We start from the raw sequence: 21718 nt of genomic DNA on the forward strand, positions 1-21718 counted from the left end.
TCCTTTTGGCGGATTTCCTGTGATCGGTCCGGGTGTGGAATTCCATACCCGGACTAGGCTGTTCATCGGAGTGGCGTCATATAGCGGGTGCCACACGAAAAAGGGGAGATCCCGTCATGCTGATCGCTCAGCGTCCGACTCTTCTCGAAGAGTCGATCGACGACACTCGGTCCCGGTTCGTCATCGAGCCGCTGGAGCCGGGCTTCGGCTACACCATCGGCAACTCTCTGCGCCGCACGCTGCTGTCGTCCATCCCGGGCGCGGCCGTGACGAGCATTCGCGTCGAGGGCGTGCTGCACGAGTTCTCGACCGTTCCCGGGGTCAAGGAAGACGTCACCGACATCATCCTCAACCTCAAGGAACTGGTCGTCTCCTCCGAGCACGACGAGCCGGTCGTGATGTACCTGCGCAAGCAGGGCCCGGGTGAGGTCACCGCCGCCGACATCGCGCCGCCAGCCGGTGTCGAGGTGCACAACCCCGAGCTTCGCATCGCCACGCTCAACGGCAAGGCGAAGCTGGAGATGGAGCTGACCGTCGAGCGCGGTCGCGGCTACGTCTCCGCAGCCCAGAACAAGCAGCCGGGCCAGGAGATCGGCCGCATCCCGATCGACTCGATCTACTCCCCGGTGCTCAAGGTCACCTACAAGGTCGAGGCGACCCGAGTCGAGCAGCGTACCGACTTCGACCGCCTCATCCTCGACGTCGAGACCAAGCCCGCGATGAAGCCCCGCGACGCGGTGGCCTCCGCCGGTAAGACGCTCGTCGAGCTCTTCGGGCTGGCCCGCGAGCTCAATGTCGAGGCCGAGGGCATCGACATCGGCCCGTCGCCGACCGACGCCGCCCTGGCCGCCGACCTGGCGCTGCCGATCGAGGAGCTGAACCTGACGGTTCGCTCGTACAACTGCCTCAAGCGCGAGGGCATCCACACCGTGGGTGAGCTCGTGGCGCGCAGCGAGCAGGACCTGCTCGACATAAGGAACTTCGGCGCCAAGTCGATCGAAGAGGTCAAGCAGAAGCTGCACGAGATGACGCTGGCGCTCAAGGACTCCCCGCCCGGGTTCGACCCGAGCGCGGTGGCCGGGGGCGGCTATGACGACGACGACAGCGCTTACGTGGAGACCGAGCAATATTAAACCCGCGGGGGGCTCTGCCCCCCGCGTTCCCCCCCGAAAAGCTTGGGCCCTTCGGGGCTGTCTTCTGTCGTTAGGAATGGCTTCGCGATTCCTAACGACCCCGAAGAGCTTGGGCCCTTCGGGGCTGTTTTCCGTCGTTAGGGATGGCTTTGCGATTCCTAACGACCCCGAAAGGCTTGGGCCCTTCGGGGCTGTTTTTCCGTCGTGGGGAATGGCTTCGCGATTCCCCACGACCCTGACTCCGGTACCTGGTACGGCCGGGGCGGGTCAATCCACAAGGAGAGATGAAATGCCCAAGCCCACCAAGGGTGCACGTCTTGGCGGTAGCCCGGCGCACGAGCGGCTGATCCTGGCGAACCTCGCCACCGATCTGTTCCGCCACGGCCGGATCCGCACGACGGTCGCCAAGGCCAAGCGCCTGCGTCCGGTGGCGGAGCGCCTGATCACCAAGGCGAAGAAGGGCGACATCCACAACCGTCGCCAGGTCCTGGCCGTCGTCAAGGACAAGGGCGTCGTGCACCACCTCTTCACCGAGATCGCGACGACGTTCGCCGAGCGTCCCGGCGGCTACACCCGGATCACCAAGGTCGGCGCGCGCAAGGGCGACAACGCTCCGATGGCGGTCATCGAGCTGGTGGCCGAGCCGCTGAGTGGCGTCACCACCCGCCGCGTCGAGGCGCCGGCCGCTGCTGCGGCTCCGGCTCCGGCCGCGGAGGAGGCCCCGGTAGAGGAGAGCACGGCCGAGGAGAGCGAGGCCCCCGCGGCCGAGGTCGAGGAGACCAAGGCCGAGGAGACCCCCGCCGCCGAGGCTGAGGCGAAGAAGGACGAGGCCTGATCTTTCAGGCTGGATGGAACGGGCCCGGATCCCCTCGCGGGGGACCGGGCCCGTTTCGCATCAAGGAGGATCATCGTGGTACGGCTCCGCCTCGACCTCGCATACGACGGGACCGACTTCTCCGGATGGGCGAAGCAGCCGGGGCGCCGAACGGTCCAGGGCGAGGTCGAGCAGGCGCTCGGCAGGATCCTGCGCCTCGGCGAGCCCGCCATGCTGACCGTGGCCGGCCGTACCGATGCGGGGGTGCACGCGCGTGGCCAGGTCGCCCACGTGGACGTGCCGGATGGCTCGCTGGCCGAGCTCGACGGGAACCGGGGGCCGCTGGACGTCGATGAGCGGCTCTCTGCGCTCGTTAGACGGCTGGGTGGGGTCCTGGCCCCAGATGTACGGGTTTATCGGGTCTCGGTGGCTCCTGGGGGCTTTGACGCGCGATTCTCGGCGATGTTCCGGCGGTATGCGTACCGGGTGAGCGATGCCGAGGGCGGCGTCGATCCGCTGCGGCGGCGGGAGGTGGTCTGGCACAACCGGCCGCTGGATCTCGGCGCGCTCAACGCGGCGGCTGCTCGGCTGCTCGGCGAGCACGACTTCGCGGCGTTCTGCAAGAAGCGCGAAGGGGCCACCACGATCAGGGAACTGCAGCGGCTGGAGTGGGCCCGCGAGCCCGACGGGGTGCTGGTGGCCGCCGTCGTGGCCGACGCGTTCTGCCACTCGATGGTGCGGGCGCTGGTCGGCTCGTTGCTGGCCGCCGGTGACGGGCGCCGGCCGGTGGAGTGGCCGGGCGAGGTGCTGGCGGGGGCCGTACGGGATTCCGGGGTGCATGTCGCGCCCGCGCACGGGCTGTGCCTGGAGGAGGTCGGCTACCCGCCGGAGGAGGAGCTCGCCGCGCGGGCCGAGGCCACGCGGCGGGTGCGTGTGCCCTCAGCCCCTGGTGATGCGGCGCTCGAGGACGAGTGAGGTCTGGTCCCTGAACGCCCCGCTGACCTTGGGCAACGTCTTCTCCTTGGCCACCGGGGTGTGGCCGTCGGCGTGGGTGGCGTAGCTGAAGACGATGTAGCGGCCCCACACCAGGCCCGCCGCGTAGCCGCCCGCGATGTCCACGCGCTCGCTGCCTGAGCCCGCGGCGCCGGGGAGGGGGCGGAACCAGACGTTGCGGGTGAGGCTCTTCGCCTGGTCGGCGGTCGCGGCCGCGTCCTTGGTCGGCAACACGGCGATGCCGGTGGTGACGGCGTAGCGGCGCTTGTTGTCGACGTAGGTGGCTCTCAGGACGCGGGTGCACTTCTGCTCCTGCAGCGCGTCGGCGAACGCCCCCGTGGCCGCCTTGTCGCAGTTCGTCTCCATGTCGGCCTTGACCCTGGTGAACGTCGTGCCCGCCGCGCTCACCTTCTTCTTCGGGAACGCCTCTGACAACGACAACTTCTGCGGGTCGGTCTGCTCGGAGTTGAGCATGGACGTGCCCGGGACGTCGACGGGTGGGCTGGCGGTCGCCACTTCGCTGGGCGGCGCGGATGCGGACGCGGTGGGGCGGGCGGCGGCCGTCGTGGGCGTGGGGGCGCTCACGGCCTGGTAGGCGAAGAAGCCGCCGGTCGCCACGCCGGCCAGGGCCAGCGCGCCGAGCGTGACGAACAGGGCCCGCTTGCTCCTGCCCGGCGGCGCGGCGGGCGGGGGCGGGGTCTGGAACGGCGGTTGTTTGAACGCTCCAGGCGGGAACGCAGGACCGCCCGCGGGCAGGTCGAGCGAGGTCGTGGGGCGCTGCTGGCCCCAGGTTTCTCTGGAGAACGGGAGGTCTGGGAGCTTCTCCCCGGCGTGGGGGGTGGGCGGCCAGACGGGTACGTCGCCGGGCTCGGGGGCACGGGCCGACGGGTTGGTGGGGTGGGGGTCGAACAGGGGTGCGTGGTCGGTGGCGTCCCGTTTCCTGGCGTCCGGGTCGAAGTAGTGGGCCGGGTGCGGGGACTGCGTGTTGTCGTTGCCGATCTGCCGGGCGATGTCGTCGTGGGCGAACGGCTGGGTGTCTTCCCGCTGCGGTGCTATGGGGGCGGGGAGGGGGGTGTTCGGGGGCTGGGTGCCTTCCGGCTGCGGCGTGGGCTCCTGGGCGGCTCCCTCTTGGGCGCCGGGTTGAGCGGCGTCGGGCTGGGCGGGTTCCCGGTTTGCGGCCTCTGGGGGGAAATAGTGGGCCGGTCGGGTGAAGCCTTCCGGGTTGGTGGCGTTCGGGTCGAAATCGGGGGTGTGGCCGTCGTCGGCGTCGGGCTCGGCCACCAGTTCGCCCGTCGCGGCGGGCCACGGCGGCATGGCGTTCGGCTCGGTGACGGGTGCGGGCCAGACCGGCATGCCCGCGGCGGCGGCAGTGAACGCCGGAGGCGGCTCCCACGGCGGCGCGCCGGGCACCACCGGCTCGGCGGGCCAGGCCGGAAGGTCCCCCTCCGACCAAGGGTGCACGGCCTGCTCCCGGTCGGTCTGGGGGTGATCGGGCCGTGCATGGTCGGCCTGCGGATGATCGGGACGCGCGTGGTCGGCCTGTGGGTGGCCGGGGCGTGCCTGATCGGCGGGCAGAAGGCTCGGATGCGTCTGGTCGGCGGGTGGAGAGCCGGGAGCCGCGTGGTCCGCCTGGGCGTGGCCGGACCGTTCCCGGTCCTGTTGCGGGTGGTCGGGTTGTGCGGGGTCGGTGTGGTCGGCGAACCAGTCGTACGGGGCGGCGTCGTCGTCCGACACCTCCCACGGCTGTGCCCCGGTCGGCTCGCCCGGCTCCGGCGATCCGTGGAAGGCGGGGATGGCAGGCCGCCCCTCGGCGGTCTCGTCGGACGGAGTCGGCGCCGGTGGTATGTCTCGCCCGCTGGTCTGGCCGAAGCTCGGCGGTGGCGTCGCTGGTGCGGCCGAGCCGTCGGCTTCCCTGCGATCGTGCTCAGACCCGGGTTCCTGGCCACGCATAGTGGGAGCCTAGCGAGAGTAGCGAGATCGTTATGTCGGTATGGGCGTTCCCAGAAGCATCCGGCATCCCCTTTGCTGGCATAACGCCCTCAAAGCCCGTTTAGCTCAGGGGGCTGCCGGTCAACGTACGGTTGTCCAGGGCCTTGAACACGGTGGCCTTGGTGATGTCGGTGATGGCCTCGATGAACCGCTTCGAGCCCTTGGAGTCCGGCTTCGTGCCGTCCTTGTTCTGGAACCACACCATGATCGCGTAGTGGCCGTGCGTGAGGATCTTGGCGCCGCCGCTGCCCGAGCCGAGGAACTTGGTGACGGTGTCCTTGCCCGCCAGCGGCTTCACGTAGTTCTTCGTGTCGCCGCTCTTGGCCACCTTGCTCGCGTTCTTGCTCGTCTTGAGGTTGGCCACGCCGACCGTGCCGATCACCTTGCCGGCCTTGTCGCGGAAGCTCGCGCGTACGAACTGGTTGCACTTGCCGTCCTTGAGCGCCTTCTGGAGCGCGTCGCCCAGGGCGCCGTCAGTGCACTTCTTGTCCTTGCTGGTGATCGTCATCTCGTAGCCGCGGCCCGAGACCGTGAGCTTCTTCTTCGCGCCGAAGACCTCCTTGACCGTGATCGGGTCGGGGTCCGTGGTGCGTTCGGCCGCGAAGCCGTACTTTCCGGGCGGGGCTGACGGCAGCGGCGCGGAGGTCTGGCGCGGGGTGGCGGTCTGGGCGGTGTCGGGGGCGCCGGCGTTCCACATCAGCGCGAGGCCGCCGCCGAGCAGGCCGAGCACCGCGATGCCGCCGATCGCGAACCACAGCGGCGCGCGCGAGCGGGTGCCCTCGTCGTAGGGACTCCACCCGATCTTGCTCTGGGGTGCCTTCTCGGAATCGTCCTTCTTGCTCTGCGGCGTCTGCTCGGCGGCGTCGGCGGCGCGTTGCTTGCGGGAGCGGCGAGAGCCGCGGGAGCCGCGGGAGCCGCGGCCCTTCTCGGGGGGAGCGCCGCCGGCGTCGGGGGGAGTGCCGCCCGGTCCGGGGAAAGCGCCGTTCGGTCCGGGACCCGCGCCGGGAAAGGCGTCGCCGGCCCCGGGATAGGCGCCGCCCGGTCCGGGAGAAGCGTTGCCCGCCCCCTGGAAAAGACCGCCCGGCCCCTGGGGCGGGCCGTTGTTCATTCCCTGGGGAGGGACCCCCATCCCGTAGGGGGCGCCGCCCGGGCCCTTTTCACGTTCCTCGGGAAAAGCCATGCGGCGACATTACCGTGATGTGCGTCATTGGGTTCCGAAGTCCTGAGTCCACCACAGGCCGTTCGGGCCGGACGCGACGCCGACGCCGATGACCTTCAGGCGGCAGTCCAGCATGTTCTTGCGGTGGTCGCGGCTGTCGAGCCAGCCGCGTACCGCCTCGTCCGGGGAGGTGTAGCCGGCGCCGATGTTCTCGGCGGCGCCCCAGTGGTATCCGGCGCGCTCCATCCGGTCCCACGGGGACGCGCCGTTGGGGGAGTTGTGCACGAGTTGCCCGCTGCGGGCCATCTCCAGCGAGTGTGTACGCGCGGAGCGGGTGAGCGCGGCGTTCACCCTGAGCGGCCCGCAGCCTTGCCTGGCCCTGGCGGAGTTGGTGAGGGAGACGACCTTGCCCGCCATGCCGCCCAGCAGCCGGACGGAGTCGTCCTCGTCGCCGAGCACGTGGGCGGGGGCGTCCTGCGAGTAGAAGCCGGGGATCTGGTCCTTGGACGACCTGGTGGGCCTGGGGGTGGCCGTGCCGCGCGGGAGGGTCCTGGTCGTGGCCTCCCTGGGGATCCGGTCGGCCCGCGGTTGCGCCTTCTTGGCCGCCGTCGGCGCGGGGTTGGCCGTGGCGGCCGCGGGCGGGGCGGTCTCGTTGAGGTAGACGTGGCGGGCCGGCTCGGAGTCGTCGGTCAGCCGGCCGATCAGCACGCCCGTGAACAGGACCGCCAGGAGGCAGGCCAGCACGCCCAGGTGATTCCGGCGCCGGGCGCCCCGCTGGGTTGGCCGGGTGTGAGAGTTCTGCCACATACCGCCGTCAACGATAGGGATGTCTGGTCCTGGGAAAGAAGAGGTTCCAGGGAACCGAAACCGAACCGTTCTGGTGTCGGGTAAACTCGCACAGGGTTACCGGTCTTTTGACCAGCTCGCCTCCGGGCGGGTAGCCTGGTCAATCGTTGTGTGCACAGGTCCAGTGTGACCATTGCGCGGCGCGTCCGGCGTCATCTCCCGTGTCGTGGAGACGGAAGGTCCGGGCTGTCGTGTGCCCGCACCGACCGACAAATGTAGCTGTCGCATCCGACAGCGCCGAAGACGCGAGCATAAAGAAGGCTACGACCGTGCGCACGTACTCACCGAAGCCCGCCGACGTTCAGCGTCAGTGGTACGTCATCGACGCGACCGATGTCGTGCTGGGCCGGCTGGCCAGCCACGTCGCGATCCTGCTCCGCGGCAAGCACAAGCCGATCTTCGCCAACCACGTCGACACCGGTGACTTCGTCATCGTCATCAACGCGGACAAGATCGCGCTGAGCGGCAACAAGCTTGAGCAGAAGAAGGCCTACCGCCACTCGGGCTACCCGGGCGGTCTGCGTTCTGTCACGTACGGCGAGCTCATGGAGAAGCGGCCGGACAAGGCCGTCGAGAAGGCCGTCAAGGGCATGCTGCCGAAAAACTCCCTCGGCCGGAAGATGGCCAGGAAGCTGAAGGTCTACGCGGGTCCTGAGCACCCGCACCAGGCCCAGCAGCCGGTGCCGTTCCAGATCACCCAGATCGCCCAGTAGACCTGCGGGGGATACCCCCGCATGCCCCCCCAAAAAAAAGCAAAGATCTACGGGGGATTTCCCCCGTACCCCCTTAGCAAGCGGGGGGGACCGAGTGTTGAAGACCTATAGGGGGTCAACCCCTTATATGCCCCCTTCGGGGGCATACGAAAGAGTTAGAGGAGAACCGTGGCTGAGCCCACCGGTGTCGAGACGGCCGTCGAGGCCGAGGTGGAAGACCTCTCCGGCGAGGATTTCCCTTCCGAGTACACCACCGAGTCCACCGCCAGCGCTGACGCTCCCGTGCGCAAGCCCATCACCACGGGCAACTCGTACGGCACCGGCCGCCGCAAGGAGGCGATCGCCCGCGTGCGCATCGTCCCGGGCAGCGGCAAGTGGACGATCAACGGGCGTTCGCTGGACGTCTACTTCCCGAACAAGGTCCACCAGCAGATCGTCAACGAGCCCTTCGTGGTGCTCGGCGCCGAGGAGGCGTTCGACGTCATCGCGCGTATCGACGGCGGCGGCGTGACCGGCCAGGCCGGCGCGCTGCGCATGGGCCTGTCCCGCGCCCTGTCGATCCTGGACGTCGAGGTCAACCGCGCGCCGCTGAAGAAGGCCGGCTTCCTCACCCGTGACGCCCGCGCCACGGAGCGGAAGAAGTACGGCCTCAAGAAGGCCCGCAAGGCTCCGCAGTACAGCAAGCGCTAAGTGGCGCGCCTTTTCGGCACCGACGGGGTACGTGGGGTCGCGGGCCGCGACCTCACCGCCGAGCGCGCCATGGACCTCTCGGTCGCGGCGGCTCACGTCCTCGGCGATGCGGGCGCGTTCGCCGCTACCGGACGTCGTCCGGTAGCGGTCGTGGGCCGGGATCCGCGTGCCTCGGGAGAGTTTCTCGAGGCGGCCGTGGTCGCCGGCCTCGCGGCGTCTGGAGTGGACGTGCTGCGCCTCGGCGTGCTGCCCACCCCGGCCGTCGCCCACCTCACCGCCGCGCTCGGCGCCGACCTCGGCGTCATGTTGTCGGCCTCGCACAATCCGGCGCCGGACAACGGCATCAAGTTCCTGGCTCGTGGTGGCTTCAAGCTGTCCGACGTGGTCGAGGACGAGATCGAGCGGCGGCTGGGTGAGGAGTGGAGCTTTCCCGTGGGCTCGGCCGTGGGGCGGGTGCGGGACGCGTACGGTGAGGCCGACCGCTACATCTCCCACGTGCTGACCACGATGAACGCCGCGCTCGACGGCCTGTCCATCGTGGTCGACTGCGCGCACGGGGCCGCCCACATGGTCGCTCCCGAGGCGCTGGTACGTGCGGGTGCCAGGGTCGAGGCCATCGGCGCCAGGCCCGACGGCCTCAACATCAACTCCGGCCACGGCTCCACCCACCTGGACAAGCTCCAGCAGGTGGTCGTGTCGCGGGGGGCCGACCTGGGCGTGGCCTACGACGGCGACGCCGACCGCTGCCTGGCGGTCGACCACACGGGCTCGATCATCGACGGCGACCACATCATGGCCGTCCTGGCCGGCGCCATGCACGGCGAGGGCCTGCTGTCGAAGGACACCGTGGTGGCGACCGTGATGTCCAACCTGGGCTTCAAGCTCGCGATGCGCGATGCGGGAATCACCGTGGTGGAGACCTCGGTCGGGGACCGCTATGTGCTTGAGCGCATGAAGTCGGACGGCTACAACCTCGGTGGCGAGCAGTCGGGGCACGTCATCATGCTCGACCACGCGACCACGGGCGACGGCCTGCTCACCTCGCTCCATTTGCTGGGCGTGGTGGCCAAGTCGGGAGTGCCGCTGAAGGAGTTGGCCTCGGTGATGACGCCGCTGCCGCAGGTCCTGATCAACGTCAAGGATGTGGACAAGGGCAAGGCCTCCGTCCCCGAGCTCATCGCCGCCGTGGCCCAGGCCGAGGCGGAGCTGGGGGAGACGGGCCGGGTCCTGATCAGGCCCAGCGGGACGGAGCCGATGATCCGCGTGATGGTCGAGGCCGCCTCGGAGGAGCACGCCACTCAGGTGGCCGGGCGACTCGCCGACGTGGTGCGTACGGCCTGCGCTTCTTGATGTGGGTACGGCCCGCGGGGCCGTACCCACGTCTACTCGTCGCCTGTGAGGGAGAAGGCGCGGAGCCGGCGGCCGGCCCAGAAGACGGCGCCCGCCGTGACGATGATGATGGCTGGTACGGCGAAGCCGAGGCTGACGTCGGTCTTCAGGAACGGCGAGCCGGAGATCTGGTCGGCGATCGACTGGGCCCACTGCTGGATCGAGAACTTGCGGGCCCCCGGCAGAAGGTTGCCCACGAGGCTCTCCCAGACCAGCGCGTAGATGATGCCGATCGTGACCGCGTGCCGGGTGATGACGCCCAGCAGCAGGAAGACGGCGGCGTAGGCGAAGCCGGCCACGAGGGCGCCGAGTGCGAAGCCCGTAGCTATGCCGTCCTCGTTGCGGACCAGGAGCCAGGCCGAGAAGTACGTCGGCACGGCCGCGAACAGCGCCAGCAGCGAGGCCGCCACCAGGAACTTCGTCTGGGCGATCATCGGCCGGGAGATCGGCTTGGACATCAGGTGGATGATGGTGCCGTCGTCGATCTCCGGGGCGATGACGCCCGTGCCGGTGATGAGGCCGAGCAGCGGGAGCATGGTGCCGATGGCGAAGTTCTGCATGAGCAGCACGGCCGAGCGCTGGTCTCCGCCGCCCACCAGGAGGAGCAGCACGGCCAGGCCGATCAGGGCCGCTGGGAGCAGCAGAAGCAGGATGATGCGCCTGCGGCCGAGCAAGGCCCGGTAGGTGATGCCCGCTACCACGGTATTCATGGCCTCACTCCGTTCGGCGGCTCGGTCGCTGGGATCCGCCGCCTTCCCTCGTCGCTCTGGTCGCTGCGCTCCCGTCGCTCCTCAGTCCAGGCGGCGGCGCTTCCTCGCGGATTCATCAGGTGCTCCGGGTGATCAGGTAGGAGAAGACGCTCTCCAGGTCCTCGTCCGCAGGGGAGACCTGGTGCAGGTGTACGCCCTCGTCCCTGGCGATCCGGGGCAGGAGCCTGGTGAAGCGGCGGAACTCGGTGGCCTGGACCTCCAGGCCGTCGGGGCGCAGGGTGATGCCGCCGGCCGAGTCGTCGCGGATGAGGGCGGCGGCGAGCTTCCTGTCGTCGCTGGAACGGATCATGAACAGGTGGGGCCTGTCGGTCATCAGGCGTCTGATCTCGCGGAAGTTGCCCGATGCCGCGTGCCGGCCCGCCACCAGGACCTCGATGTGCTGGGCGACCCGTTCGACCTCCTCCAGGATGTGGGAGCTGAACAGGATCGTCTTGCCCGCCGTGCCCATGGCGCGGATCAGGTCCATGAGGTGGAGGCGCTGGCGGGGGTCCATGCCGTTGAACGGCTCGTCCAGGAGGAGGACCGGTGGGTCGTGGACGAGAGCGGCCGCCACCTTGACGCGCTGGCGCATGCCCTTCGAGTACGTCTCCACGCGGCGATCCTTCGGCTCCTCCATCTCGACCGTGGCCAGAGCCTTCTGGGCGGCTTCGACGGGGTTGGGCAGGCCGTGGAGCCTGGCGGCCGAGAGGACGAACTGCCAGCCGGTCAGGAAGCCATACACGCCCTCCCGTTCCGGAACTAGGCCGATATTTCGGTAAATATGGTGATTTTTCCAGACCTGGGTGCCGTTCAGCGTCACCGCGCCGCCCGACGGGGCCAGGAAGCCGGCCATCATGTGCAGGAGCGTCGACTTGCCGGCGCCGTTGGGGCCGAGCAGGCCCGTGACGCCCGGGCCGATGGTCATCGTCACGTCGTTGACCGCCACGACGTTGCCGTACCAGCGGGAAACCTGGGTGAGCTCGATCTTCACCGCGAGGCCGCCTTCCTGTAGCGCAGCGCGAGAGCGAGGAGGCCGACGGCGACCAGCACCACCAGGACGACCAGGGATGCCGGGCCATTGGGGTAGGCGGCGCTCTCGATCGAGTGGGGCGGCGTGCCGAACAACCAGGACTGTACGGAATCGACCAGCCAGAACGGGTTCGCCAGCCACGCCCAGGCGGCCGCCGACTCGTTGCCCGAGGAGTAGAGAGTCCCGTAGACCACCGGGACGGACGCGGAGGACAGCAGGTAGACGGCGGTGACCGAGGCCACGCCGAGCCCGCGGCGCGGCGTGAACGAGGCGATGGCCAGCCCGAACGCCGACAACAACAGCGCCAGCACCAGCGCCATGAGCACGGAGCCGAGGTATTCCTGGGTCAGAGGCGGCCCGTCCAGGTCCACCAGCAGCTCACCCGCGTACATCAGCGTCAGCGGCACCGCCACCAGCAGGAACAGCGCCACGGTCATGGCCGCCACCTTGGCGCCGACGTATTCGACGGTCGCGACGGGACGCGACAGGTAGAGGGGCAACACGCGGTAGCGCAGGTCCGGCGCGACGACGGTGGGGGCCTGCGCGGCCAGGAAGATCGCCACCACGGCCTGCATGATGACGGCGAACCCGCTGTAGGGAATGCCGCGCTGCTTGGCCAGCGCCATCAGCGCGATGGACACGATCGCCGGCAGGAGCATGATCGCGGCCAGGGAGAACGGCACGATCTTGCTGCGGGCCGTGCGCCCGAGGCCGAAGATGCCGCGCAGGCTGTGTACGGCCAGCGCCCGCGTCGAGTAGCCCCGCCCCAGCCTGGGCCCGTCGTAGTGCCGATAGCCGATGTCGTAGATCTCAGACACCTGCCACCTCCTCCCTGAAGACGTCCTCGATGCGGTGACGTCCCTGTTCGAGGCGGATGAGGCAGAGGTCCAGGTCGACGGCCGCGTCGCGGATCGCGTCGAACGTTCCGGGCCCCAGCACCTTGACCACCAGCATGCGGCCCTGCTGCGAGACGGTCTGCCCGTCGGCGGTCAGCCGGGCGGCCAGCGGCTCCAGGCCCTCGTCGACCTCGACCGTGACCGTCTGCGTGGCCTGGGTGAACTCGCCGATCGCCGACGAGCGCAGCAGCCGTCCGGCGTCGATGACGATCACGTGGTCGCAGATTCGTTCCAGTTCGCCCAGCAGGTGGGAGGTGACCAGCACGCTGATGCCGAACTCGGTGCCGATGCGCCTGATCAGCGTCAGCATCTCGTCGCGGCCCCGGGGGTCGAGCCCGTTGGTGGGCTCGTCGAGGAAGATCAGCTTGGGGTCGTGCACCAGGGCCTGGGCCAGCTTGACCCGCTGCTTCATGCCCGTGGAGTAGCCGCCGACGGCGCGGTAACGCTCTTCTGCCAGACCGACGTGGCGCAACACGTCGGCGGCACGTTCGCGGGCGGCGGTGCGCGGCAGCCCGGACATCTGTGCGAGGTGGACGACTAACTCGGTGGCGGAGACGTCGGGAGGGAGACACTCGTGCTCGGGCATGTAGCCGACGAGCCTGCGGATCTCGGCCCCCTGCGCGGTCACGTCCAGATCGAGCACCTTGGCCGTGCCGCCGGTGGGCGGCAGCAGGCCGAGCAGGATCTTGATCAGGGTCGACTTGCCCGCGCCGTTCGCCCCCACCAGACCGGTGACGCCGGGTCCCACGGTGACCGAGAGCTGGTCGATCGCGGTGACGGTGGGGAAACGTTTGGTCAGCCCCTCGGTAGCGAGGATGTGCATGTGCCGGACCCTACCCGCCGCACCAGGGCCGCCGCCTCGTTCAGACGGATGAACGGCGTCCTACTTGAGGCCAGAATTTCCGCTGGACCAGGAGCGTCGCGGTGCCTGCGATGATCATGCCGAGGATGTTGACCGCGAGCTGCGAGACCGAGCCCGCGACCTCCGGCCAGTCGGCCAGCGCCAGCGCGACGGCGAGGTAGCCGGCCGCGGGCACCGTGGTGACCGAGATGAAGACGCCGACCAGGGCCGACGACTTGCCCGCCGTGATCGACAGCACCCCGGCCACGCCGGCCAGCAGCGCCACGATGAACGACCAGCGGTCCGGCTTGACGATGAACTGGACCTCCTCGTTGACGCGGAGGTTGCCGAGGTCGATCCAGCCGAGCCAGTTCGAGACGAGCGCGCAGGCGAACGTGATCGCGATCGCCACCGTGAACCCGATGACCAGCGTCTTGAACGAGTTGATGATCAGGTGCCACCGCAGGTGCAGCAGGCCGAAGCAGACGGCCGCGACCGCGCCGAACTCCGGCCCGAGCACCATCGCGCCGACGATCAGGATAGGAGAGTTCTGCAACACGCCGATGCCCGCGAGCTGGGTGGCGATGGCGAGGAAGGCGAGGTACGCCCACGTGATGTGGGAGTCGGAATGCAGCTTGTACGCCAGCTCCTCCCACACCACCGCGTCGTCCGGCTCGCCCGGCGCCTCCTCGATCGCGTCGGTCGCCGCCTTCGAGAGCGAGAGGTCGACCTGCTCGATGGCGATGGAGCCCTCCTGCTGCAGCCATTTGAGCTTGCCCAGCACCTCGTTGGCCGACTCCCTGGCCGCGTCGCAGAGGATCAGGTCGCCCTTCGGCTCGCGGGCGGCGCCGGGCAGGACGACGATGTTGGTGACGCCCGGGCAGTCCTCTAACACCGCCGTCGCCTCGTCGGTGCGCGCCGCCGGACTGATCAGTCGCAGATGTAGCACGCAGCCATTGTTGTCCATCGGACGTTGACGTGGTTTTGACACCCGTTCGCGAGTCTGGCTCACATGATCCGGTTCAGGTGTCACGACGACGGTGAGGAGTGCTGGTTCGCCGATATCGACGACCAGGAGTGCGGGGGCAGGTTCGGCCGTTACGTGGTCGAGGAGGCGGTCAGGTTCGGCGGAGCCGCACCCGGCGGACCGAGTGGTCGGCGCCCTTCTGGAGCACGAGGTCGGCGCGGCCCCTGGTGGGGGCGATGTTCTCGACCAGGTTGCGCTCGTTGATGTCGCGCCAGACGTTGACGGCGAAGGCGGTCGCCTCGTCGTACGAGAGCTCCGCGATGTGTCTGAAGTAGGACTTCGGGTCTTCGAAGGCGGTGCGGCGGAGCTTGTGGAAGCGGTCGACGTACCAGGTGCGGATGTCCTCGACCTTGGCGTCGACGTAGATGGAGAAGTCGAAGTAGTCGTTGACCGCGAGGGAGGTGGGCGGGGCGGGCTGGAGGACGTTGAGGCCCTCGATGATCAAGATATCCGGATTTTTCACGGATTGGGTCGCGCCGGGGACTATGTCGTACTCAAGGTGGCTGTAGACCGGTGCGTACGCCTCCGGCAACCCCGCCTTCACTTCCGCCACGAACCTGACCAGCGCCCGCCGGTCATAGCTCTCGGGGAAGCCCTTGCGATGCATGATCCCCTCGGCCTCCAGCACCTTGTTCGGGAAGAGGAAGCTGTCGGTGGTGACCAACTCCACGTGCGGGTGCTCGGGCCAGCGGGCCAGCAGCGTGTGCAGCAACCGCGCCGTGGTCGACTTGCCGACCGCGACGCTGCCCGCGATGCCCAGGATGTACGGGACGCGCTGCTCGGGATGGCCCAGGAACGCGCTCAGCACGCTGCTGCGTTTCTTGGACCCGGTGAAGTGCAGGTTGAGCAGCCTAGTCAGAGGGAGGTAGATGTCGGTGACCTCGGTGAGGTCGATGGGGTCGTCGACGCCGCGTAGCTCTTCCAGCTCGTCTGCGGTGAGAGTCAAGGGCGTGTTCTTGCGGAGCTCGCTCCACTGCTCCCTGCTCAATTCCACGTAGCCGTTGTTCACCTAGGCAGCGTAGCGACGCGGTGAGCTTGCTCACCGCGTGGGGTAGACGCCTCTTCCTCGCTTTTTGGGGGGTATGCGGGGGGCTAGCCCCCCGCAGGTTGGGATTACTGAGACTCAGTTCGGGGGAACTACTACAGTTTCAGCGTGGATCGTCGTCGCTTCATCACCAATGTGGCTGCCGGGATCGCCGGGCCGTTCGCCGGTGTCGCATGCGCGGGAGTCCAGGGGGGCGCCAAGCCTTCGCCTAGTGGTTACGGGCCGTTGCGTCCCGTACGGGATCTGCGCGACGGGAAGGTGCGGCTGCATCTGCCCGACGGGTTCCAATACCGGTCGTTCAGCGCCGCAGGGGAGAAGTTCACCGACGGCTCCCTCGTGCCGGGCCGGCACGACGGGATGGCGGCGTTCTCGGGGCCGGACGGCACCGCCATCCTCGTACGCAACCACGAGGTCAACGGCCCTGTCGGCGCGTTCGGCGACAAGGACAAGGCGTACGACCCGATGGCCGGGGGCGGCACGTCCACCTTGCGGGTCACCCGGTACGGAGAGGTGCTCAAGAGCGCCCCCTCGCTGAACGGCACCATGATGAACTGCTCAGGCGGCCCCATGGTGTGGCGGGCCTGGGTGAGCTGCGAGGAGACGGTCAACGGCCCCGACGTGGCCGACGACTTCTCCGGCGGCGACAACTCCAAGCTCACCCGGAAACACGGCTACATCTTCGAGGTGCCGGTCAACCGCGCCGCCACCGGCAGGCCGATCAGGTCGGCGGGCCGGTTCGCGCACGAGTCGGCGGCGTTCGACCCCTCGACGGGCGCGCTCTACCTGACCGAGGACAACTTCGGCTTCCCGTCCGGGTTCTACCGGTACCTCCCGACGAAGCACCCCGTACAGGCCGGGCGGCTGCTCGACGGCGGCAGGCTGCAGATGCTCGCCGTCAAGGGCGCCAAGCGCAAGGACCTGTCCGTCGGGCAGCAGCCTGCGGCCACCTATCGCGTCACCTGGGTGGACATCGACGATCCCGACCCGAAGTTCACCGGCAGACCGGCCAACGACGTGGTCGTCCAGGCCGTGGGCCGGCAGGGTCGTGAGGAGGGCGCGGCGATCTTCTCCAGGCTGGAGGGGGCGGTATTCCATCAGGGCGTGGTCTACTTCGTCTCCACCCAGGGCGGGGCCACCGCGCCGGGCGACACGCCGCCTTCGGGGTTCGGGAAGGGGCGGGGGCAGGTGTGGGCGTACGAGACGTCGAGCGAGCGGCTCAGGCTCGCCTACGAGTCGCCCCGCTCGTCGGCGCTCGACCTGCCGGACAACGTGACCGCCAGCAAGCACGGCACGCTGGTGTTGTGCGAGGACGGCGACGGCGACAACTACCTGCGCGGTCTCACCAGGTCGGGCGAGATCTTCGACTTCTGCCGCCTGCAGCCGATCGACGGCGACCCGGGCGCGGAGTTCGCGGGCTCCACGTTCGGCCCTGGCGGCCACACGCTGTACGTCAACATCCAGGCCAAGCAGGGCACCTCCATCGCCATCTGGGGTCCGTGGGAGCGTGGCCTGTTCTGAGTACCCTTGGGTGATGATCCTGGGTATCGGCGTGGACGTCGTGGACATCGCCCGCTTCGAGGCCGCCCTGGAGCGCACGCCGCAGCTCCGTGACCGGCTGTTCACCGAGGTCGAGAAGCCGCTGCCGACCCACTCGCTGGCCGCCAGGTTCGCCGCCAAGGAGGCCGTGGCCAAGGCGCTCGGCGCGCCCAAGGGGCTGGGGCACCTGGAGGCCGAGGTGCGCTGCGACGACCTGGGCAAGCCCGAGTTGCGGGTCACCGGGAAGGTCGCCGAGGTCGCGTACGGGCTCGGGGTCAAGCGCTGGCACATCTCTCTCAGCCACGACGCGGGAGTCGCCGTGGCCTATGTGATCGCGGAGGGATAGCTTCGGACCATGCGCACTGCCTACACCGCCGACCAGATCCGGGGCGCCGAGCACGTGCTCATGGCCCGGTTGCCCGAGGGCACGCTCATGCAACGGGCCGCCTCGGGGCTCGCCGCCGTCTGCGCCGACCTGCTCGGGAGGGTGTACGGCAAACGTGTCGTGCTCCTCGTCGGCAGCGGCGACAACGGCGGAGACGCGCTCTACGCCGGTGAACGCCTGGCTAGGCGGGGAGCTTGGGTGGGCGCCGTCCTGGCCGGGTCCAAGACGCACGAGGCGGGGCTTGCGGCGCTGCTTCAGGCCGGTGGGCGGGTGGTCGACCGGGCCGAGATCCCGCGGGCCGACCTGATCATCGACGGGCTCGTCGGGATCGGGGTGGCGGGGGCGTTGCGGGAGCCGTACATACCGCTTGTGGCGGAGGCGAACGCGGCGCGCGGAGCGATCGTCGCGGTGGACGTGCCGAGCGGGGTGGACGCGAGCAGCGGCCGGGTGCAGGGGGCGGCCGTCCGCGCCCGGGTGACCGTGACCATGGGGGCCTACAAGACGGGGCTGCTCGTCGATCCCGGCGCGGCCTACGCGGGGGCCCTGGAACTGGTGGACATCGGGCTGGGGGACTACCTGCCCGATCCCGACGTCGCCGCGCTGACCGGCGGCGACGTGGACGTCCTGCTGCCGCGGCCGGCGAATGAGTCGGACAAATACCGCAGAGGAGTGCTGGGGGTCGCGGCGGGCAGCGATCTGTTCACCGGAGCCGCCGTGCTGGCCGTGGGGGGTGCGTTGCGGGCCGGGGCGGGCATGGTGCGGTACGTCGGGCCGGACGCGCCGGTCGCGCAGGTGCGGGCGCACTGGCCGGAGGCGGTGGTCACCGAGCTGGAACGGCCCTCCCTCGACGGCGTCGGGCGGGTGCAGGCATGGGTGCTCGGGCCTGGGCTCGGCACCGGGGACTGGGCGCACGAGCTGGCGGCCAGGGTGCTCGGCTCCGACGTTCCCGTGCTGATCGACGCCGACGGGCTGACGCTGGTGGCCAAGGACCGCGGGTTGCTGCGGCGTACCGCGCCTGTGCTGATCACGCCGCACGCCGGGGAGCTGGCGCGGCTGATCAGGGCCGACCGCGACGACATCGAGGCGGCCAGGCTGGAGCACGCCCGCAGGGCGGCGGCGGAGCTGGGCGTGACCGTGCTGCTCAAGGGCTCGACCACGGTCGTGGCGCAGGACTCCAGGCCGGTGCGGGTCAACGTCACCGGCACGCCCTGGCTGGCCACCGGCGGCACCGGCGACGTGTTGTCGGGCGTCGCAGGGGCGCTGCTCGCGGCGGGGCTGAGCTGCTACGACGCCGCCTCGTGCGCGGCCTACGTGCACGGGCTCGCCGGGCGGCTGGCCGCCGCGGGCGCGCCGCTGGTGGCCGCGGACGTGGCCTCGGCCGTCCCGGCGGCCATCCGCGCCGTAACCGGCGAGAGCGCGTAAGCCGGATCGCGCCGGACGGTTGTGACCGGCCGGGCATCATGTGACCTGGGGCGGCAGGCGGGGCGGGCGGGGTGGCGAAAGTATCCGTCGTCCTGTCCGCATGCGGTGAAAATCACGCTCGATCACGCGCGTGACCTGCCACACTAGAGGGATGTACTCCCCGATGGCCACCCCCGCGCAGGCCCGAGTCGACCTGGCCGCGATCAGGCACAACGTGGCTCTGCTCAAGGAGCGGGCGGGCGGCGCCGAGCTGATGGGCGCAGTCAAGGCCGACGCCTACGGGCACGGCCTGGTGCCGTGCTCCGAGGCCGCGCTGGAGGGAGGGGCGAGCCGGCTGGGCACCGCGTTCGTCAGGGAGGCGCTCGCGCTGCGCGAGGGCGGCGTGACCGCGCCGATCCTGTCCTGGCTCATCACCGCGGGCGAGCCGCTCGACGAGGCGCTCGAAAACGACATCGAGTTGTCGGCCTCCGACGAGCGGCTGCTGGACGAGATCGCCGGCGCCGCCAGGCGCACCGGGATCACCGCGAAGCTGCACCTGGAGGCCGACACCGGCATGAGCAGGGGCGGCTGCCCGCTGGCCGCCTGGCCGGCGCTGCTGGCCAGGGCGCTGGAGTTGCGGGCCGAGGGCGTCATCGACATCGTCGGGCTCTGGTCCCACTTCGCCTGCGCCGACATCCCGGGCCATCCGTCGATCGGGCGGCAGCTGGAGGCGTTCGAGGCGGCGCTGAAGCTGGCCGAGCAGGCAGGCGCCGCCGGGTCCCACGTGATCAGGCACATCTCCAACTCCGCCGCCATCGTGAGCCTCCCCGACGCCCGCTACGACCTGGTCAGGCCGGGCATCGCGATGTACGGCCTGAGCCCGATCCCCGAGCTGGGCGACTTCGGCCTCAGGCAGGCGATGACGCTGGTGGCCCAGGCCGGTCTGGTCAAGCGGGTCCCCGAGGGCTCCGGGGTCTCCTACGCCCACCTCTACATCACCGACCGTGAGACCACACTCGGGCTCGTCCCGCTGGGCTACGCGGACGGCATACTCAGGCACGCGGGCGGGCAGGCCGAGGTGCTGGCGGGCGGGCGGCGCAGGGTGATCGTCGGCCGGGTGTGCATGGACCAGTTCATGATCGACATGGACGATGACCCGCTGTCGGCAGGCGACGAGGTCGTGCTGTTCGGGCCGGGTGACGGGGGCGAGCCGACCGCTCAGGAGTGGGCGGATACTCTCGGCACGATCACGCATGAGATCGTGACCAGGATCGGCTCGCGCGTGCCACGGGTCTACGAGCGATGACGAAGGGCACTTCGCGGCGGCCATGAGCGGAGAAGGATCGGGGACATGACGACGACAACACGGCGCAGGGTAGGGATCGCCGGCGCGCTCGTCGGTGCGGCTTCCGCCGGTGTCGCCGCGGCGGCGCTGGCCAAGCGCTATGCGGTAGGCCGGATCAGGCTGCGCCCCGACGCCGAGGCGAGCGAGCCGTTCGGCGAGTTGCGGGGCAGGGAGCGCACGCTCGTCACCTCCGACGGCAAGGCGCTGCACATCGAGATCGACGGCCCCGAGGAGCGAAGGAGCTCGGGGGGAGAGAGCGAGAGCAGCGATGCCAACGAGCCCCGAAGCGGTCGCGACCATGAGCACGGCGCGCCGCTGACCATCGTGTTCTGTCACGGCTACTGCCTCAACCTGGAGTCCTGGCACTACCAGCGCAAGGACCTGCGGGAAAACTACCGCATGGTGTTGTGGGACCAGCGCTCCCACGGGCGATCGCAGCGCGCGGGCGCCGACGACAGCACGATCGACCGGCTGGGCGATGACCTGGCGGAGGTGATCGAGCGGTTCGTGCCCGGCCCCTGCGTGCTGGTCGGCCACTCCATGGGCGGCATGACGATCATGGCGCTGGCCGACCGCCACCCCGAGCTGTTCGGCGACAAGATCCGCGCGGTGGCGCTCATCTCGACCTCGGCGGGCAAGCTGGCCGAGCTCACGCTGGGCCTGCCCGCGATGTTGTCCAGGGCTGTGCACAAGGTCGCGCCCTCCACGGTCTCCATGCTCGGCAAGCGGGGCGCGCTGGTCGACAGGACCCGCCACGTGGGCAGCGACATCGCCTTCCTGATCACCCGCCTCATGGGCTTCGGCGACTCCAAGAACATCAGCCCGACCGTGGTCGACTTCGCCGAGTCGATGATCAGGGAGACGCCGACCGAGGTGTTCGCCGACTTCTACCCGGCGCTGATGAACCACGACAAGCTCTCCGCGCTGCACGTGCTCGACCCCGTGCCCACCGCCATCCTGGTGGGCGACCGCGACTGGCTGACCCCGCCCGACCACAGCAGGGCCATCGCCGCGGCGCTGCCCAAGGCGCAGCTGACCGAGGTGCCCGACACCTCGCACCTGATCCAGCTGGAGCGTCCCGGCATCGTCAACGACGCGCTGCGCGACCTGGTCAAGCGGGTGGAGCTGGAGTGAGGCTGGCGACCGCCGAGGACACGCGCGCCTATGGAGCGCGCTTGGCCGCGCGCCTGCGCCCAGGTGACCTGCTCGTCCTGTCGGGCCCGCTCGGCGCGGGCAAGACGACGCTCGTGCAGGGCATCGCCGAAGGCCTCAAAGTACGCGGCCCGATCACCTCGCCCACGTTCGTGATCGCCAGAGTGCACCCTTCGTTGCACCAGGGCCCACCGCTCGTACACGTCGACGCCTACCGGCTCGGCGGCGGCCTGGAGGTGGACGACCTCGACCTGGACGCCTCGCTGGAGGAGTCCGTCACCGTCGTCGAGTGGGGCGAGGGGCTGGTCGAGGGGCTGGCCGACGACCGGCTGGAGATCCACATCGATCGCGAGGCCGGCGACGAGGCCCGCGTCGTGACCCTGCGCGGCGTCGGTCAGCGCTGGGCCGACACGCCGTCTGATCCGCTAGAAGGCTAAAATCCAGCTCAATTACCGGCAATGCTGGCACCCTTGACGTACCCGGCCAAAGACGTAAATCATGATCGTTGGCTTGGGATTCGCCCAGAATTTCTGGGTATCAGGAGGGGCGACATCCCCAATTTTGGTGGATGCTTGGTGCAAGACG

At 69.7% G+C, this 21718-nt stretch carries 21 protein-coding genes; 12 read left to right on the forward strand and 9 right to left on the reverse strand.

Going from position 1 to position 21718, the window contains the following annotated elements; all coding sequences use genetic code 11:
• Positions 1-116: 116 nt before the first annotated feature.
• The 3 genes from ACFLIM_RS28275 (at position 117) to truA (ending at position 2922) form a co-directional block, all read left to right on the forward strand.
• The gene (locus ACFLIM_RS28275) at positions 117-1133 is read left to right on the forward strand and encodes a DNA-directed RNA polymerase subunit alpha (protein WP_345558105.1); all 1017 of its coding nucleotides are present in this window, start codon (positions 117-119) and stop codon (positions 1131-1133) included.
• Positions 1134-1422: 289 nt separating this feature from the next.
• The gene (gene rplQ / locus ACFLIM_RS28280; protein WP_393170509.1) at positions 1423-1968 is read left to right on the forward strand and encodes a 50S ribosomal protein L17; all 546 of its coding nucleotides are present in this window, start codon (positions 1423-1425) and stop codon (positions 1966-1968) included.
• 75 nt (positions 1969-2043) lie between these two features.
• Entirely contained in the window at positions 2044-2922 is an 879-nt protein-coding gene (gene truA, locus ACFLIM_RS28285) for a tRNA pseudouridine(38-40) synthase TruA (protein WP_393170511.1), read from the forward strand.
• Here truA and ACFLIM_RS28290 read toward each other — a convergent pair.
• From ACFLIM_RS28290 to ACFLIM_RS28300, 3 genes are all read right to left on the reverse strand, one after another.
• Positions 2887-4890, reverse strand: a complete 2004-nt coding sequence (locus ACFLIM_RS28290) for a hypothetical protein (protein WP_393170513.1) — start codon at positions 4888-4890, stop codon at positions 2887-2889. The two genes, truA and ACFLIM_RS28290, sit on opposite strands and share 36 nt — an antisense overlap.
• 100 nt (positions 4891-4990) lie before the next feature.
• Positions 4991-6109, reverse strand: a complete 1119-nt coding sequence (locus ACFLIM_RS28295; RefSeq protein ID WP_393170515.1) for a hypothetical protein — start codon at positions 6107-6109, stop codon at positions 4991-4993.
• A gap of 24 nt (positions 6110-6133) precedes the next feature.
• Entirely contained in the window at positions 6134-6895 is a 762-nt protein-coding gene (locus tag ACFLIM_RS28300; protein WP_393170517.1) for a CAP domain-containing protein, read from the reverse strand.
• A gap of 308 nt (positions 6896-7203) precedes the next feature.
• Here ACFLIM_RS28300 and rplM point away from each other — a divergent pair, with 308 nt between their 5' ends.
• The 3 genes from rplM (at position 7204) to glmM (ending at position 9687) form a co-directional block, all read left to right on the forward strand.
• Positions 7204-7647 (forward strand): 50S ribosomal protein L13, encoded by a 444-nt coding sequence (gene rplM, locus ACFLIM_RS28305; RefSeq protein ID WP_347700763.1) that lies wholly within the window; start codon positions 7204-7206, stop codon positions 7645-7647.
• A 168-nt stretch (positions 7648-7815) separates the two neighbouring features.
• The gene (gene rpsI / locus ACFLIM_RS28310) at positions 7816-8337 is read left to right on the forward strand and encodes a 30S ribosomal protein S9 (RefSeq protein ID WP_393170518.1); all 522 of its coding nucleotides are present in this window, start codon (positions 7816-7818) and stop codon (positions 8335-8337) included.
• Positions 8338-9687, forward strand: a complete 1350-nt coding sequence (gene glmM / locus ACFLIM_RS28315) for a phosphoglucosamine mutase (protein WP_393170519.1) — start codon at positions 8338-8340, stop codon at positions 9685-9687.
• A 32-nt stretch (positions 9688-9719) separates the two neighbouring features.
• Here the strand turns inward: glmM and ACFLIM_RS28320 are convergent, their stop codons facing one another.
• The 6 genes from ACFLIM_RS28320 to coaA all read right to left on the reverse strand — a co-directional run bounded on the left by ACFLIM_RS28320 (position 9720) and on the right by coaA (position 15263).
• Complete coding sequence (locus ACFLIM_RS28320) at positions 9720-10436, reverse strand: ABC transporter permease subunit (protein WP_393170521.1); 717 nt, start codon at positions 10434-10436, stop codon at positions 9720-9722.
• A 115-nt stretch (positions 10437-10551) separates the two neighbouring features.
• Positions 10552-11466, reverse strand: coding sequence for an ABC transporter ATP-binding protein (locus tag ACFLIM_RS28325; protein WP_393170523.1), 915 nt, complete (start codon positions 11464-11466; stop codon positions 10552-10554).
• Positions 11463-12323, reverse strand: a complete 861-nt coding sequence (locus tag ACFLIM_RS28330) for an ABC transporter permease (protein WP_393170525.1) — start codon at positions 12321-12323, stop codon at positions 11463-11465. Before ACFLIM_RS28330 ends, ACFLIM_RS28325 begins: the two co-directional genes overlap by 4 nt.
• Positions 12316-13224: an ABC transporter ATP-binding protein gene (locus ACFLIM_RS28335; RefSeq protein ID WP_393170527.1), complete on the reverse strand. Its 909-nt coding sequence runs from the start codon at positions 13222-13224 to the stop codon at positions 12316-12318. Before ACFLIM_RS28335 ends, ACFLIM_RS28330 begins: the two co-directional genes overlap by 8 nt.
• Before the next feature lie 40 nt (positions 13225-13264).
• Entirely contained in the window at positions 13265-14191 is a 927-nt protein-coding gene (locus ACFLIM_RS28340) for a DUF389 domain-containing protein (protein WP_393170529.1), read from the reverse strand.
• A gap of 169 nt (positions 14192-14360) precedes the next feature.
• Positions 14361-15263: a type I pantothenate kinase gene (gene coaA / locus ACFLIM_RS28345; protein ID WP_393170787.1), complete on the reverse strand. Its 903-nt coding sequence runs from the start codon at positions 15261-15263 to the stop codon at positions 14361-14363.
• A gap of 159 nt (positions 15264-15422) precedes the next feature.
• On the opposite strand from coaA, the gene ACFLIM_RS28350 reads away from it, so the two are divergent.
• The 6 genes from ACFLIM_RS28350 (at position 15423) to tsaE (ending at position 21570) form a co-directional block, all read left to right on the forward strand.
• Entirely contained in the window at positions 15423-16832 is a 1410-nt protein-coding gene (locus ACFLIM_RS28350) for an alkaline phosphatase PhoX (protein WP_393170531.1), read from the forward strand.
• A 13-nt stretch (positions 16833-16845) separates the two neighbouring features.
• The gene (locus ACFLIM_RS28355) at positions 16846-17196 is read left to right on the forward strand and encodes a holo-ACP synthase (protein ID WP_393170532.1); all 351 of its coding nucleotides are present in this window, start codon (positions 16846-16848) and stop codon (positions 17194-17196) included.
• 9 nt (positions 17197-17205) lie between these two features.
• On the forward strand, positions 17206-18657 hold the full coding sequence (locus ACFLIM_RS28360) for an NAD(P)H-hydrate dehydratase (protein WP_393170533.1): 1452 nt from the start codon (positions 17206-17208) through the stop codon (positions 18655-18657).
• 163 nt (positions 18658-18820) lie between these two features.
• Positions 18821-19942: an alanine racemase gene (gene alr, locus ACFLIM_RS28365; protein WP_393170789.1), complete on the forward strand. Its 1122-nt coding sequence runs from the start codon at positions 18821-18823 to the stop codon at positions 19940-19942.
• A 45-nt stretch (positions 19943-19987) separates the two neighbouring features.
• Positions 19988-21115 (forward strand): alpha/beta fold hydrolase, encoded by a 1128-nt coding sequence (locus ACFLIM_RS28370; RefSeq protein ID WP_393170534.1) that lies wholly within the window; start codon positions 19988-19990, stop codon positions 21113-21115.
• On the forward strand, positions 21112-21570 hold the full coding sequence (tsaE, locus tag ACFLIM_RS28375) for a tRNA (adenosine(37)-N6)-threonylcarbamoyltransferase complex ATPase subunit type 1 TsaE (protein ID WP_393170536.1): 459 nt from the start codon (positions 21112-21114) through the stop codon (positions 21568-21570). The genes ACFLIM_RS28370 and tsaE overlap by 4 nt, the downstream gene beginning before the upstream one ends.
• Positions 21571-21718: the final 148 nt, after the last annotated feature.

Source organism: Nonomuraea marmarensis (genome assembly GCF_043197025.1).
GTDB classification, from domain to species: Bacteria; Actinomycetota; Actinomycetes; order Streptosporangiales; family Streptosporangiaceae; genus Nonomuraea; species Nonomuraea marmarensis.